Source organism: Parafilimonas sp., from assembly GCF_051953455.1.
In the GTDB taxonomy this organism is placed as follows: Bacteria; Bacteroidota; Bacteroidia; order Chitinophagales; family Chitinophagaceae; genus Parafilimonas.
This window is the reverse complement of sequence record NZ_JBQCIT010000030.1, coordinates 15,295-30,822: the sequence shown is the minus strand read 5'-3', so window position 1 is coordinate 30,822 and position 15,528 is coordinate 15,295. Positions and strand designations below refer to the sequence as shown.

Sequence of the window (15,528 nt, the reverse complement as noted above, 5' to 3'; positions counted from 1 at the left end):
ATACAATATATCTCCAGTTACTTCAATAATTCTTTTGCTTTCTTTACAACGTTCTCAACCGTAAAGCCATATTCTCTCATTACTACATCACCCGGTGCAGATTCACCGAATTTTGAAATACCTACTACATCACCTTCATCAGTAACATATTTATGCCAGCCCATGGGAGAACCCGCTTCAATTGCAATACGTTTCCTTAAAGACTTTGGAAATACCGTTTCTTTGTAAGCCGCATCCTGTTTTTCAAATAATTCCCATGAAGGCATACTCACCACTTTTGCTGCAATGCCTTCTTCTTTTAACGCAGCTTGCGCTTTTACAGCCAATGAAACCTCACTACCCGTTGCTATTAATATAAGCTGTGCATTTTCAGCATCGGATAAAACATATGCACCTTTTTCCAGGTTAGAAGCCTTTGCATATTTGCTTTGATCCAATGAAGGCAATTTTTGCCTTGAAAGAATAATAGCAACCGGGCCGCCGATATGCTCCAGCGCAACACGCCATGCTTGCGCTGTTTCATTTGGATCGCCGGGACGCATCACCGTTATATTTGGAATAGAGCGTAAAGATGCCAATTGCTCAACCGGCTGATGCGTTGTGCCATCTTCACCCAGGCCAATGCTATCATGTGTGTAAACGTAAATGGGTTTTAATTGCATAATAGCTGCCAGGCGAATGGGCGGGCGCATATATTCACTGAAAATTAAAAACGTTGCACCATAAGGCGTAAAGCCTTTGGTAACCGCCATCCCATTTAAGATAGCGCCCATAGCGTGTTCACGAATGCCAAAGTGAAAGTTTTTGCCACCATAATTGCCGGCTTCAAAAGAGCTGGCATTTTTAATGAGTGTATTGGTTGAAGGGGCAAGATCGGCAGCGCCGCCAATCATCAAAGGAAAGAAATCGGCAATGGCATTAATGGTTTTACCGGATGCCTGGCGTGTTGCCATTGCATCATCAGGGCCAAAGACAGGCAGCTTTTCTTTCCAGCCTTCCGGTAATTTACCGTTGCTGAAAAGTTCGTACTCCGCTGCCAGTTCAGGATATTTTTCTTTGTAAGCTGCAAATAATTCATTCCACTTCTTTTCGGTGTCTGCACCTTTAGAACCGGCTTTGCGATAGAAGCCAAGCACTTCATCGGCTACCACAAAAGATTGTTCGGGATCGAAACCCAGGTTCTTTTTTGTTAGAGCCAGTTCTTCTTTTCCCAAAGGAGCGCCATGAGATTCTGCTGTATCAACGGCATTGGGAGCGCCGTAAGCAATATGTGTCCTCACTAAAATGAGGGAAGGCTTATCTGTTACTTTCTTTGCTGCTTCAATAGCAGCTGCTATGCCTTCTACATCATTGCCATCTGCAACAGATTGCGTATGCCAGCCATAAGCTTCGAAACGTTTTGCCACGTCTTCATCAAAAGCAAGCGAAGTATCACCTTCTATTGAAATATGGTTATTATCGTAGAGGTAAATAATATTACCCAGTTTTAAATGGCCTGCAATAGAAGCGGCTTCTGCGCTTACGCCTTCCATTAAATCACCATCACTGCAAATGGCATAAATATTATAATCGAAAAGATGAAAGCCTTCTTTGTTATAGCGGGCAGCGAGATATTTTTGTGCTATCGCCATACCAACACCATTGGCAAAGCCCTGGCCTAAAGGACCGGTGGTGATTTCAATACCGGGTAATAAACCATATTCGGGATGGCCTGCCGTTTTACTGTGTAGTTGCCTGAAATTTTTTAAGTCATCCAGCGTAAGATCATAGCCGGTTAAGTACAGGTAAGCATATTGCAACATGCAGGCATGGCCAGCCGACAAGATAAACCTGTCGCGGTTAGCCCATTCAGGATTCTTGGCATTATAGTTCATAGCTTTTGTCCAAAGCACGTAGCCCATAGGTGCGGTTGCCATTGGTGTTCCCGGATGGCCGGAATTTGCTTTTTGCACCGCATCTGCGGCAAGCAGCCGTACAGTGTCAATCGATAATTTGGTAAGATCAGCGTTCATTCTTTTATTTTTAGGAGGGGCAAGATAAAAATTAATTAAAGAAAAAATAATTGTTTAGGTGACAATTATTTTTAGAGAATACATATTCTGCTGATGTTTCACTAATTTTCGCTAAAATTTGGTAATGGACTACATTGTTCCTCCTCATACAAGGATTGGCCATGTACATTTAAAGGTGGCCGATTTAGACCGTGCATTATCTTTTTATAGAGATTTGCTGGGTTTTGAAATTATGGACAGGTTTGGCACGCAGGCTGTATTTCTTTCCGCCGGCGGCTATCATCACCATATCGGATTGAATACATGGTACAGCAAAAATGCCCAACCGGCGCCGGTACATTCAGCGGGGCTGTTTCACACAGCCATTTTATACCCAACAAGAAAAGACCTTGCCGTTATATTTAAACGTTTGCTGGATGCAAAATATCCTTATACTGGCTTTGCCGATCATGGTGTTTCGGAAGCCTTATACCTGAACGACCCCGACGAAAACGGCGTTGAATTATATTGGGATAAGCCGCGGGAATTATGGCCTTTTGATGCAAATGGAGAATTGCACATGTACACCAAAGAGCTTGACCTGGATTCCTTGCTGGGAGAATTGACTGACAATGCCCAATAATTATTTTAAGTTTAAGCAGTTTACCGTTTACCAGGATAAATGCGCCATGAAGGTTTGTACCGATGCCTGTTTATTTGGCGCTTGGGCTGCTGAAAGGATTCAAAATTCAAAAAATAAAATTCAAAAAGCGTTAGATATAGGCTGCGGAACAGGCTTGTTGTCTTTAATGCTCGCCCAGCAATTACCCGATGTAATAGTTGATGCCGTTGAAATTGATGAAGACGCTTCGCAGCAGGCAAAAGAAAATGTTGAAGCTTCGCCATGGAGAAGAGAAATTGAGGTTTATAACGCTTCCATACAGCAATTTGCAACAGCCGCCAAACATCAATACGACATCATTATTTCCAACCCGCCTTTTTATGAAAATGATTTAAAGAGTGGTGATGCCAAAAGAAACCTGGCGTTACACAGTGCAGAATTAAAGCTGGAAGAATTGATAAAAATTTCCAGCGAATTGTTGAAAGATGATGGAAAATTATTTATCTTAATACCCTATAATCGTACCGAACAACTGAGCCAATTGATCCGTGACCATCTTTCGATTAAAGAAATTGTTTTTGTAAAGCAAACTCCAAAACACCAATTTTTCAGAAGCATGTTTTTGTTGGAAAAAGAAGAGAGTGCTACTGTTACTTCAGATATGGTTGTAATGGATGGAGATGGGAGGTACGAGGACAAATTCATAGAATTACTTCAAGATTATTATTTGTTTTTGCGATGATTAAGAATTGATTAAATACTTACAATTTCTTATCAAAATCTTTCTGCAATTAACCGGCGTTGGCAAATGAAAGTTAATATAAGATTGGGAAAAATCCCCTGCCTGCTAGTATAAAACACGGTTTAATAATAGTTGAAGAAAGCGAACTTTTATAAGCATGTTTTTTATTTAAAATCTAAAAATTCATTTATGGCAAAATTTCAAAAATCGTCAAAAGATATTGGCGATTCATTCAAAAAATTTTTTAAATCAAATCAAAATTCTTTAAAGGATGAAAATGGGCATGTGATCAAAGACAAAAATCTCCGTAAAGGGAAACTTGCTTTTAAAGACTTTTTAATTAAGTTAGGGATTGACACTCCTTTGAAAGGGCTTACGTTTAGTGTTTCATTCACTGATAATCTTTTAGGAATTTGGTTAGCCGACGAACCCTATAAAGTTTTTGATAATGCTGATGAGATAAAGGTAGTATTTGGAAGATATACTGAAGACTTTACGGATGAAGAAGAAGGCGATTTTGATGAAGATAAAATTGGAAGATTAACTATTTTCTTAGTTCCATTTAAAGGTGGTAAAAGACTCTATATACTAAAAATAAAACATCAGAAAAGATTCCTGCTTTTAATCTCGGCGGTCTCTACCCATAATCTTTATGCATTTAGATTTTTACATTTATTTTCAAATATTAAGCCTTTTGATAGCAATTCTTTACTTCAAAAGGCTTAACGCTTATCATCTGGCTCCTTTCATTTTTCTTATTTACATTGCATGCATTATAGAAGTTTGCGGCTTTGCCTTTAAACAACTTCAACAGGTAAATTACCTGATCTTTAATTTATACCTTGTCTTTTCAACTCCATTACAATCACTATTGTTTTATAATATGATTTTGCCTGCCGGCATACAGAAGAACATTTTTATTATTATTAGTAGCCTTTTGATGTTATTTATTCTGATAAATTTTTATTTCTTTCAAGGAATGAACCTATTTAACACTTATTCGCTGATACTGATTATGCTGATAAATATTGTATTCAGCGTTTTCGTTTTAATAAAACGTTTTTTAATAGATGAAAAGCCGGTTGATTTTTTAAAACATCCGTATTTATGGATAAATGCATCCATCCTGGTTTTTAGTCTCGGCACTTTGGTAATCCTGGGCTTGCAGCAATATATTGAAGCAAATAAAATTCAGATTGCCGATAAAAATGCTTACAGGCAAATAATGCCAATCTTAAATGTAATTTTATATTCAGGATATAGTTACGCATTCCTATTATGCAAACAGGCGCCGTCTTAGTAATTCTTGCAATAATAATCGTACTCATCTTTTTCGGAGTAGTGGTAATTCTTGTTCTTCTTTATTATTCTAATAAAAAGAAAAAAATAATAGAAGAAAAATTGTTGCTCGAAACCCAATTTAAACAACAACTCCTTCAATCCCAGCTCGAAACTCAGGAACACTCTTTTCATCAAATAAGCCAGGAATTGCACGATAATGTGGGGCAATTGCTCAGCAGTGCCAAATTATTATTAACGATTGGTTCAAAAGAGTTACCAACTGTTCCTGATGCTATAACAACGGCAGAACAAACCATTGCCAAAGCCATACAGGATTTGCGTTCCTTATCCAAGTCTTTAAACAGCGAATGGCTGCACCAGTTTAATTTGATTGATAACCTGCAGGCTGAAAAGCAACGCATTAATGCAGCACGTAACATACTGGTATCTTTTCAAACCGAATATCAAAAACTGCCGTTGGGAGCGGAAGCACAGGTAATGCTTTTTCGTGTGGTGCAGGAAGCTTTGCAGAATAGTATAAGGCATGCATCGCCACAACACATCAACATAGAAATAAAAAATACAGACAACCGTTTTGAATTGACCATACAGGATGATGGCGCCGGCTTTGATGTGGAATCAGCCAGGAAGGAAAGCCTTGGCTTGCGTAACATGGAGCACCGGGTTCAATTACTGGGTGGAAATATACAATGGCAATCTGTTCCCAATAAAGGAACGTCTATTTATATAAGCCTGCCTGTTGAATATAATCTTTCCAATTAAACAATTTATCATACTTCTGTCTTAATAGTTTTCACCATTTCAAGTGCTTCTTTCGCCAGTGCTTCAATCATTGTATAATCTTTATTAGCAATTAATTCTTTACTGATGAGTTTGCTGCCCATGCCAACAGCCACTACTCCTGCTTTAAACCATCCTGCCAGGTTATTTTTATCAAGCGATACGCCGCCGGTTGGCATAAATTTCATGGCAGGAAAAACTTCTTTAATGGCTGATATATAGGTTGGCCCAAGCACATTGCCCGGGAATATTTTTACCATAGTTATCCCTTTCAACTCAGCGTGGGCAATTTCAGTTGGCGTCATACAGCCGGGAATCCACAAGTAATTTTTTTCATTGCAAACAGCAAGTATTTCGTTGTTCCATGCCGGACTGATTAAAAAATCTGCACCTGCATTTATAAAAGCATTGGCGGCATCAGCCGTTTTTATTGTGCCGATGCCCAGGTACATATCCTTATGATTAATGGCGCATTCTTCTTTCAGTTGCTTAAAGTTCGCTAATGCCGTTTCACCGCGATTGGTATATTCTATAATGCGGATGCCTGCTGCATACAACGCTTTTACAATGTCAATACTTATAGCTGCGTCTTCATTAAAAAATAAGGGCAAAATGCCTTGTTGTTCTATAAGGTCTTTTATTTCTGTATGACTAAGCATATTTGTTTTTTAATAATGATTCAATTTGTTGAACAGTTTGCGAAGTTGTATCGCCTGCTTCATGCAATTTTCCGTATGCAGCCGCTGCCGCAAAATTGATGATGTTTTGTTGTGTATAATGTTGTGTGGTTGCATAAATTAATCCTGCCATAAAACAATCGCCGCTGCCGGCTTTATCCATTACTTTTTCGCTGGTAAATTCAGGAGAAATATATTGATGATTATTTGTGTCAAGTACAGCATAATATTTTATGCCATCATGATGATCAAACCTGAATGTATTCGCCACCGTTTTACACGCAGGATAATCATGCATGATTGCTTTTGCTGTTATACCGGCATGATCAATATATGCCTGCCTGCTTTTTTTATTGTGAATAAGCTCATCTATATCTATGCCAAGCAATGTATTGGCACTCCAGATATTGCCCATTACAACATTGCAATAAGGTAACAGTTGCTGCATGATCTCCGGCGGTTTTACACCGTATTGCCAAAGTTTTGCACGATAATTTAAATCAACCGAGACCATAATATTTTTTGCTGATGCTGCCTTTACCGCTTCAAGGCAAACCATCGCAGCGCTTTCACTTACTGCAGGCGAAATGGCGCTAAAATGAAACCAGGCATAGCCCTCTAGTAATTCATCCCAGTTTATTGCACCTGGTTGTAATGATGCAAACGAAGATTGTGAGCGGTCATAAATAACACCTGTGCTTTTTAAATCAGCGCCGTCAGGTAAAAAATAAATGCCGATGCGGTTGCCGCTTAATTGTACGGGCTTTGTATCAATATTTTTATTGCTTAAATATTGTAATATTTCTTTTGAAAGATAGTGTTCCGGCATGGCGGTGCAATAGCTTACAGGTATATTCCATTTTGCCAAAGCCGTTGATACGTTAAGTTCAGCGCCGCCAATATAAACCGGCATATTATTTTGTTGCAACCATTTACCATTTAATACAGGAGACATGCGCAATAATATCTCCCCGAAACAAAAAATCTTTTGCATTGAATTACGATATTGCCAAATGTATGCTGCTACCGGCAAATGTGGTGCGATATTATAGAATGATGTACGAGGAAACAGAAATATTTACGAAAACGCTATCGCAAATGCAAGACATAATAAAGGTGCAGTGTGTAAATTATTACTCTTTTATTACTTCACGTTTATCACCTGCATAACTGGTAATAACAGCTTTAATTACGTTACCCGTTAGTTCAAGTTTTCTTGATGATTGAGATAAATAAGAATGGCCGTAATAAAATTCCACATGTTTCTTGCTGCCATCTTTATAAAATATATCCGCAAAAAAGTCTTCCGGCTGAAGATTAACCCATTTACTATTACTATTATTTGTTGATTTGGCATATGCCATTATACTATCCTGGTTTTGTGTAGCGATATATAAATCTTCGCCTTTTGCACTGTGTATTTTTGCCATGGCTTTTGCATCGCCGGGTACATAAAAACCAGACCAGGCCAATGTAAGCGCGTTGAAGTTTCCCTTGCCATCGCCTTTTAAATAAAGCCCGTTAAAGGCATCCATCCTGCCGGTATAGGGATCCATTCCATAATCGTTGCCCACCATTAAAAGATCAAGGTTACCATCGCTATCTATATCTTCCGCTATCATCCCAAATACAGGCGCAGCCTGCGTTTGAATCGGTAAGGGTTTTATTTTGAAATGACCATTGCCTTCGTTTTCAATGTAAGAAGTTTGCATATCATTAGCCTGCAGCCTAATTGCACCCTGCTTATCTGCAGCGCTCCACATATCATTCATCGTGGCGGCGCCATAAGCTTTATAGGTTGGATATATTTTTTTAATAGAAGTAAGCTGGGCCATCATGTCACCCCTTGTTGCAATGGGAAAAGGTTTCATGGTGCTGTCTTCTGCCATCATATAACAAAACACCATTGCATCCATCGAGCCGTTATTATCAAGATCTTTTGCAAGTATGGTAAGCGGTTGCGCAGGTGAGCAGGTATAATTTGTATTCAATCCATAATTACCTGCTATATAATCCAGGTCGCCATCGTTGTCAAAATCGCCCGAAACAATGCTGTTCCACCAACCTGTATTATTTTCAATGCCTGTATTTTTCAATTCTTCAAAACCATTACCTGTATTTATAAAAAAAGTAACCGGCATCCATTCACCTGTAACAATTAAATCGACTTTATTATCATTATTAAAATCAGTAAACAAGGCATCTGTTATCATGCCTTTGTTTTTTAGCTGCGGACAAAATTTAGCTGTAGCTTCCGTGAATTTCCCATGATTATTTTCAAATAAAAAGCTCTTAGGTGTTTCAGGATATTGACCAGATACAACCCTGCCTCCGACGAATAAATCCAGGTCGCCATCGCCATCAAAATCCGCTGCACGCACACAACTGCCATTGGTTGAATCTGCAGGTAATGCTTCTGTTGTTTTTGTAAACATCCCTTTGCCATTATTAAGAAATAGGCGGTCATTGCTGATGGGATGATCCGGAGGAATTTCATAACTGCCGCTTACTGTGTATAAATCCAGATCACCATCCCCATCGGCATCAAAAAACAATACACCCATATCCTCATACAAAGGATCATCTTTCTGAATAAGTCTCGATGAATCCAATGTAAACATGCCATCAGCACTTTGCATGAAAAATACACCCGCATTGCCCGATGTTCCGCCAACATAAAAATCTTCATAACCATTATTATCTATATCGCCAACGGCAATGCCCGGGCCATATTGACTAAGCTTATGCGGCATAGTTGGCTGAATGCCATAATCTGTAAAATCTCTTTCTTTTGGTTTGAATTTTATACCAATGTTTGAAGCAACATTCTTAAATAAAGTTTGCTGTGCTTGTGCATTTGGTTTTTCGTTTGCCGCGTCTTTGTAATTTACCGTAACAAGTTTGTTTGCATCAATATTGGTTATTAATTGTTGCTTTCCATCGGGCCATTGCATAATAAGCGAATCGATTTTTGTAACAGCACCTAATCCAAAATGCGCTCTCGGATCATTGGTTGATAAATAACCGCGTGTTGGATAATGTTCGTAATACTGTTGCTTTCCATTATAATAAGCACGCAATGTAGTACCAATGCCATCTTTATTTTTTTCACTTCCGTTTATGGCCACAGTCAGGTAATGATCTGTGCTGTTTTGTTTGCTTTTATCAAAAGAAGTGTTCTCATAAATGAAAGCATTATCATCTATATTATTGATAACAAAATCAAGATCGCCATCATTATCCAGGTCAACATATACTGCACCATTTGAAAAGGATTTATGGGTTATGCCCCAATCTGCCGATTTGTTTTCAAACGTAATACCTGTTGTATTTTTAAATGCATAGTTTGCAATTTTTACAACCGGCAATGGTTTCGTCATTGCTACTGTATAATTGCTGTTTTTCATGCCTGCGCGGTCATCATAAGTAACATAATCAAGGTCTGTAACATCTCTTGGCAAACCGTTTGAAATGATGATGTCCCGTAAGCCATCATTATCAAAATCTGCTACCAGCGGGCACCAGCTCCAGTCTGTTTGATATACACCGGCCATAAAACCTATATCAGAGAATATAGGATGATGACCAGGGATATTACCGCTGTTTAATTGCAATACATTGCGCACATATTGATGCGTGTAATCAAATTTTGCACTGTTGAGATAGTTATAATATTCATTACCGCTGAGCATGCGTTTCTTGCGCATATTTGTTTCCGGCAACATTTCGAGTGAAATAAGATCGGTGAAGCCATCATTATTTATATCAACAGCGTCAGTACCCATTGCATTCCAGGCAGTATGCTTAAAATATTCCGGTAAGCTATCGGTGAAAGTGCCATCGTGATTATTGATATAACACAGATCGTTGGAAACAAAATCGTTGGCCACATAAATATCAGGCCAGCCATCCAGGTTTATATCAGTAATACAGGCAGCGTGGCCCCAGCCTTCAATTGTTATACCCGCCTGTTTTGAAACGTTGGTAAATGTTCCATCACCGTTGTTGCGGTATAAACGGTCTGTATTTAAAGCACTGCCATCTTTTACCTTAGGCCTGAAACGGATAGGCGTTTTGGGGTCATACAGTTCATTGGTAACCTGGTATATATCAAGATCGCCATCTTTGTCATAATCAAAAAAATAAGCCTGGGTGCTGAAGCCTGTATCAGCAATGCCATATTGGTTTGCAGCTTCTTTGAAAGTGGGAATATTATCGCTGTTCAATCCCTGGTTGATATATAAAAGATTGGTGCGCATGGGCGTATTGTTCTTAAGAAAAGAACAGGATACGTAAATATCAGGCCAGCCATCATTGTTTATGTCAACAACAGCTATACCTGTACACCAGTGATGATTTCCGGTAACACCTGCAACATCCGTTATATCATCAAATTTTAAATTTCCTTTATTGAGGTAAAGCTTGTTTGAAACCATGTTGCCGGCGAAGTAAATATCCATCAGGCCGTCTTTATTAAAATCACCTATGCCAACACCGCCGCCATTGTAAATATTAGCCTGGTTAAGGATATTAAAGCTATCGCTTTCAGTTACATGGTTATTGAACGTTACGCCTGTTTGATCAGCAGGCAACAATTTAAAAAGTGTATTGCCCTGCGATTGTACGGTAAATGCAAAAAATGTAAAACACATCAACAGCAGCAGGCTCAGAAAATTCTTACACATAGCATCAATCAAATTTCAGTGCGAAAATTAATGTATATCTGTTTTACATCAAATGATAAAAAAGAATGAGACGGATATTAGAATTATTGAGACGGATTGCAGGTTATAGATTTGTTTATTTCAACGTATCCAATACTTTAAAAATTTTAGATGTAATGTTGCCTTTGCTTACATCATAATTATTGACAATTATCGCCACCACATATTTCTTTCCATTCGCAGCAGTATGATAACCTGCAAAAGCACGGCAGGCACTTATGGTTCCGCTTTTTAATTTCATGTTATTATAAAGCGGCAAAGCATTATAAAAACTTTGAAACCAGCTTTGCTTTTTAGCATATATTAAAGCATTCACCAAAGCATGCGTGGTAACACGGTTTTGCGGCGAAAGCCCGCTGCCATCCGATATGTTGATGGAAGATGAATCAACACCATTTTGCTGCCAGAATTTTTTTAAATCAGCCACGCCAACATCAGTAGAACCATAATGGTGTTGCTGATAAGCAATTGTTTTTAATAAACATTCCCCATAAAGATTAATACTCTTTTGCATAAACCAATAAACAATACTGTCAAGTGCAGGTGAGTTATAAGTTGCAATAATGTTTCCAGGGGCTGGAATAGTTTGATATTGTTTGGCAAATGAAGCGCCGGTAATAATTGAGTTTTTTACAGTTATTTTATTTTTCTGCAAAGAAGAATCGAGCTCTGCTTTAAGCTGATCTGCGGCATAAGGCAAAGAACCGGAAACCGTGAAATCTTTAACCCCGGCAGGAATAGTGCCTTCTGCAAAAGCATGATCGCCGTAAGGCGGCAGGTAAAGAATAGTGTTGTCGCCTGAATTTGGTTTGGCGGTTGTAATAAAATTATTGTACTCCTTTATATGAATTGGCGGCGAAGTTTTAATAATAGCTGATGTATCGCCAATGTTTTTGCCCGGTTTCAATATTAAATCATATTGGTTTTCGCGCCAGTTAATGGCCCAGCTTCCGCTGCCGTAATAATTACCCATATCGTCCCATATATAACCGCCGGGCAAAGGCTGGTAACTGAAAGCGCCATCATCTAAAATAATATTACCGTTAATGGTTTGAATGCCTGCATCTTTTAATTTGGCAACAATAAAATTTAAAACAGATGCCGGTTTCGTTTTGCTATAACGCCAGCTTCCAAAAGTTGGGTCTCCATAACCTTTTATAATCAGATCTCCATTTAAATTACCATCTTTAATACTACCCGTATAACCCATTTCTGTTTTATACGTAAAATCTTTACCCAGTAAACTTAAGGCTGCAATTGAAGTAAAAACCTTTTGCGTGCTGGCGGGCGCCAGGCCATATTCTTCATTCAGTGCATAAACCTGGTTACCATTTTCGTCGGTAACATATAAACTTACAACAGCGTGTTTAAGCTGTTTATTGTTCAAAAAATTGTTTACAGCCGCATTTATTTTTTGCGAAATATTTTGTGCATTAACACTAAAAGAAAAATAAGTTAAGAGAAAAATAAAAGCTATACGCATTGGTTTTATTTAAAGCTATAGAATGCGCCAAATGTAAAACTAAATGCTTCTATTGTTGACGTGGTTAAACGTTTGTTCAAAGACAAGGATACAATTATAAAAGAAAACGGGTTTTACACACTGCATGGTGGCAGGTTTATAATTATGACATTTCGATTTTGTTTTTCGTTGCAGGAAACGAAAGTTGCATTATACATTTGCGCCTATAATAATTGGATATGGACCAGGTTAGGGTTTCTGTTATAACGATAGGCGATGAACTTTTGATAGGACAGGTTATTGATACCAACAGCGCGTGGATAGGGCAGGCGTTAAATAAAATTGGCGTATGGGTGCACAGGCGTTTAGCGGTAGGCGATGAATGGAATGAAATATGGAAAGCGCTTGATGATGAAAGCGCTGTTTCAAATGTTATTTTAATAACCGGTGGCCTTGGCCCCACAGCAGACGATATAACGAAGCCTTTGCTTTGTGAATATTTTAGCGGCAAAATGATAACGGATGAAGCAACGTTGGAACATATTACTTATTTGTTTACCGAAGTGTTTAAGCGCCCGTTGCCTTTGCTTGAGAGCAACAGCAGGCAGGCTTTGGTGCCTGATGTGGCTACCGTTTTGAAAAATGAAGTGGGCACTGCTCCCAATATGCTGTTCGAAAAAGATGGAAAAATATTTATCAGCATGCCCGGTGTTCCGCATGAAATGAAGGCTGCCATGAATAACCATGTTTTACCCCTGCTGCAGCAACGTTTTCAATTGCCTTATATCGGCCACAGGACTTTATTAACAGCCGGTATTGGTGAAAGTTTTTTAGCCGAAAGAATTAAAGGTTTTGAAAGCAGTCTTCCATCTAATATAAAGCTGGCTTATTTGCCCAATTATGGCATGGTGCGCTTACGGTTAACTGCGCAGGGCGATAAGGAAAAGACAGAACGTGAGTTAAATGAAAGGTTTGCCATATTAAAAGAAGAAGTAAAAGATGTATTGGCGGTTGATGAAGATATCCCGTTTGAGATTTTAGTGGGCAAATTGCTGCGGCAGCATAATAAAACCGTATCTACGGCTGAAAGCTGCACGGGCGGTTATATTGCACATCTTATAACTTCAATTGCCGGCTCTTCTGATTATTTTAAAGGAAGTGTGGTGAGTTACAGCAATAGCATAAAAGAAAATGTTTTGCAGGTAAATAATGAAACGCTTTCCACTGTGGGCGCAGTAAGTGAAGAGACCGTAAAGGAAATGATAAGTGGCGTTTTAAAGGTGATGCAAACAGATTATGCGATGGCAGTGTCCGGCATTATGGGACCGGGCGGCGGATCGGAAGATAAGCCTGTGGGCACGGTTTGGATAGCTGTTGGCAATACAGAAAAAATTGAAACGAAGCGCATGCATTTCAGGTTTGACAGAAAGCGGAATATTGAATTAACGGCTGTAAATGCATTGTATTTGTTGTACAGGTTTGTAAAAACTAACAGTTAATCGGTTTACATTACCTTTGGCGCGAAGGGAAAGATTAAATTATATTGATTGCTGAATATTGAGATTGCTAATGAAATAATCCATTAAGGTTGTTGATTTAAAGCTTGGATTTTTTGAAACATTCAATAATCGATGCTCAATATGCAATAATTATTTTACAGCATGTTTTGATTTAGCAGAAGATGGTTTGAGTAATGCTGAATAATGTTATTTTGCTGAAGGGCTGCCGGACAGCAGCGGAAAGCCCGCAGCGACGAAGGAGCGAGGACTTGAAGCGGATGGCCGGGACAAAAGCTGAAATTTTTTCAATTGACGAGCGCCCCAAAAACTAAAAATAAAAAAATTAATTATGGCTATTGTTGATCTGGTAATGCCGAAACTTGGCGAAAGCATAATGGAGGCAACTATTTTAAAATGGCATAAAAAGCCGGGTGATACGGTGCAGCAGGATGAAACCGTGCTGGATATTGCAACCGATAAGGTTGACAGTGAAGTGCCCAGTACAACAGCAGGCCGTATTTCGGAAATTTTGTTTAAGGAAAATGATGTGGTGCCTATTGGCAGCGTGATAGCAAAAATTGAAACGAATGCAGATGCACCTGTTGAAACCAATGATGTGTATGTGCCTGCGCCTGTGGGTGATGTGAAAGAAGAGTTGGAGGAAGAGGCAATTGATGAACGGAGTATTCCTTATACGCCGGTGCATACTACGCCGCAGGCTGCCGGTAATGGTAAAATAAACCGCTTTTATTCGCCGCTGGTGATGAATATTGCCAGCAGTGAGGGTGTAAGCATGACAGAACTGGAAAGCATTCCGGGCACGGGAAATGAGGGCAGGGTTACGAAAAAGGATATTTTGCATTATGTAGCAAACCGGGGTAAAGCGCCGGCGGAAACTAATGTAAACCGTGAGCCAGTAAACATGAATGTAAAGCCGGAAAATACTTCTGTAGCTATAAGGCCTGTTGAAGAAATATATGCGGAAGAATTACCGAAAGAATATGAAGGCAATGTGGAGATAATTGAAATGGACAGGATGCGCAAGCTGATTGCCAAACACATGGTGCAGAGCAAGCAAACGAGCGCTCATGTTACCAGTTTTACAGAGGCCGATGTTACCAACATGGTATTATGGCGTGAAAAAATTAAGAAGGAATTTGAAAAGCAGCATGGAACAAAAATTACGTTTACGCCCATTTTTATTGATTGTTTGGTAAGGGTGATAAAACGTTTCCCGATGATCAACAGCTCGGTTGACGGGGACAGGATAATTATAAAAAAAGATTTGAACATTGGTATGGCAACGGCATTAACAAACGGTAACCTGATTGTGCCTGTAATAAAAAATGCGGATGATTTAAACCTGGTGGGTTTAAGCAAGAAAGTAAATAATCTTGCCAATGCAGCGCGTAATGCGCGGCTTAAGCCTGATGATACATTGGACGGAACCTTTACATTAACCAATGTAGGCACTTTTGGCAGTTTGATGGGCACGCCTATCATTAATCAGCCGCAAGTGGCTATACTTGCCGTGGGTGCTATCAAGAAAAGGCCTGTGGTAATTGAAACAGAACAAGGCGATACCATTGGAATAAGGCACATGATGTATTTGTCTTTAAGTTACGATCACCGTATTGTTGATGGCAGTTTGGGCGCCTCTTTCCTAACGGCGGTAGCTAAGGAATTTGAGGGCTGGGATTTAAACAGGAGTTGGTAATTGTATTTATAA

General features: G+C 39.1%; 12 protein-coding genes. 7 read left to right on the top strand and 5 right to left on the bottom strand.

All coding sequences use genetic code 11. The annotated features are described in order from the left end of the window. Positions 1-17: 17 nt before the first annotated feature. Positions 18-2,012: a transketolase gene (tkt, locus tag ACTHN6_RS11585; protein ID WP_440435922.1), complete on the bottom strand. Its 1,995-nt coding sequence runs from the start codon at positions 2,010-2,012 to the stop codon at positions 18-20. A 124-nt stretch (positions 2,013-2,136) separates the two neighbouring features. On the opposite strand from tkt, the gene ACTHN6_RS11580 reads away from it, so the two are divergent. The 5 genes from ACTHN6_RS11580 to ACTHN6_RS11560 all read left to right on the top strand — a co-directional run bounded on the left by ACTHN6_RS11580 (position 2,137) and on the right by ACTHN6_RS11560 (position 5,419). After that, entirely contained in the window at positions 2,137-2,634 is a 498-nt protein-coding gene (locus tag ACTHN6_RS11580; RefSeq protein ID WP_440435921.1) for a VOC family protein, read from the top strand. Next, positions 2,624-3,355: a tRNA1(Val) (adenine(37)-N6)-methyltransferase gene (locus tag ACTHN6_RS11575; protein ID WP_440435920.1), complete on the top strand. Its 732-nt coding sequence runs from the start codon at positions 2,624-2,626 to the stop codon at positions 3,353-3,355. The genes ACTHN6_RS11580 and ACTHN6_RS11575 overlap by 11 nt, the downstream gene beginning before the upstream one ends. A 189-nt stretch (positions 3,356-3,544) precedes the next feature. After that, entirely contained in the window at positions 3,545-4,081 is a 537-nt protein-coding gene (locus ACTHN6_RS11570) for a hypothetical protein (protein WP_440435919.1), read from the top strand. Between the two features lie 253 nt (positions 4,082-4,334). Next, positions 4,335-4,655 carry a hypothetical protein gene (locus ACTHN6_RS11565; protein ID WP_440435918.1) on the top strand — a complete coding sequence of 107 codons (321 nt, stop codon included), beginning with the start codon at positions 4,335-4,337 and terminating at the stop codon, positions 4,653-4,655. Next, on the top strand, positions 4,634-5,419 hold the full coding sequence (locus tag ACTHN6_RS11560; RefSeq protein ID WP_440435917.1) for a sensor histidine kinase: 786 nt from the start codon (positions 4,634-4,636) through the stop codon (positions 5,417-5,419). Before ACTHN6_RS11565 ends, ACTHN6_RS11560 begins: the two co-directional genes overlap by 22 nt. An 8-nt stretch (positions 5,420-5,427) precedes the next feature. Here the strand turns inward: ACTHN6_RS11560 and ACTHN6_RS11555 are convergent, their stop codons facing one another. The 4 genes from ACTHN6_RS11555 to dacB form a co-directional block, all read right to left on the bottom strand. Beyond that, positions 5,428-6,096 (bottom strand): bifunctional 4-hydroxy-2-oxoglutarate aldolase/2-dehydro-3-deoxy-phosphogluconate aldolase, encoded by a 669-nt coding sequence (locus ACTHN6_RS11555; RefSeq protein ID WP_440435916.1) that lies wholly within the window; start codon positions 6,094-6,096, stop codon positions 5,428-5,430. Then, the gene (locus tag ACTHN6_RS11550) at positions 6,089-7,108 is read right to left on the bottom strand and encodes a PfkB family carbohydrate kinase (protein ID WP_440435915.1); all 1,020 of its coding nucleotides are present in this window, start codon (positions 7,106-7,108) and stop codon (positions 6,089-6,091) included. The genes ACTHN6_RS11555 and ACTHN6_RS11550 overlap by 8 nt, the downstream gene beginning before the upstream one ends. Positions 7,109-7,247: 139 nt before the next feature. Continuing rightward, positions 7,248-10,799 (bottom strand): VCBS repeat-containing protein, encoded by a 3,552-nt coding sequence (locus tag ACTHN6_RS11545; RefSeq protein ID WP_440435914.1) that lies wholly within the window; start codon positions 10,797-10,799, stop codon positions 7,248-7,250. A 115-nt stretch (positions 10,800-10,914) separates the two neighbouring features. Further along, the gene (dacB, locus tag ACTHN6_RS11540) at positions 10,915-12,321 is read right to left on the bottom strand and encodes a D-alanyl-D-alanine carboxypeptidase/D-alanyl-D-alanine endopeptidase (RefSeq protein WP_440435913.1); all 1,407 of its coding nucleotides are present in this window, start codon (positions 12,319-12,321) and stop codon (positions 10,915-10,917) included. Between the two features lie 218 nt (positions 12,322-12,539). Between dacB and ACTHN6_RS11535 the strand changes: the two genes are divergently transcribed. Together ACTHN6_RS11535 and ACTHN6_RS11530 are read left to right on the top strand one after the other, a co-directional pair. Beyond that, on the top strand, positions 12,540-13,799 hold the full coding sequence (locus ACTHN6_RS11535) for a CinA family nicotinamide mononucleotide deamidase-related protein (RefSeq protein ID WP_440435912.1): 1,260 nt from the start codon (positions 12,540-12,542) through the stop codon (positions 13,797-13,799). A 349-nt stretch (positions 13,800-14,148) separates the two neighbouring features. Further along, positions 14,149-15,516 carry a dihydrolipoamide acetyltransferase family protein gene (locus ACTHN6_RS11530; RefSeq protein WP_440435911.1) on the top strand — a complete coding sequence of 456 codons (1,368 nt, stop codon included), beginning with the start codon at positions 14,149-14,151 and terminating at the stop codon, positions 15,514-15,516. Positions 15,517-15,528 lie beyond the last annotated feature (12 nt).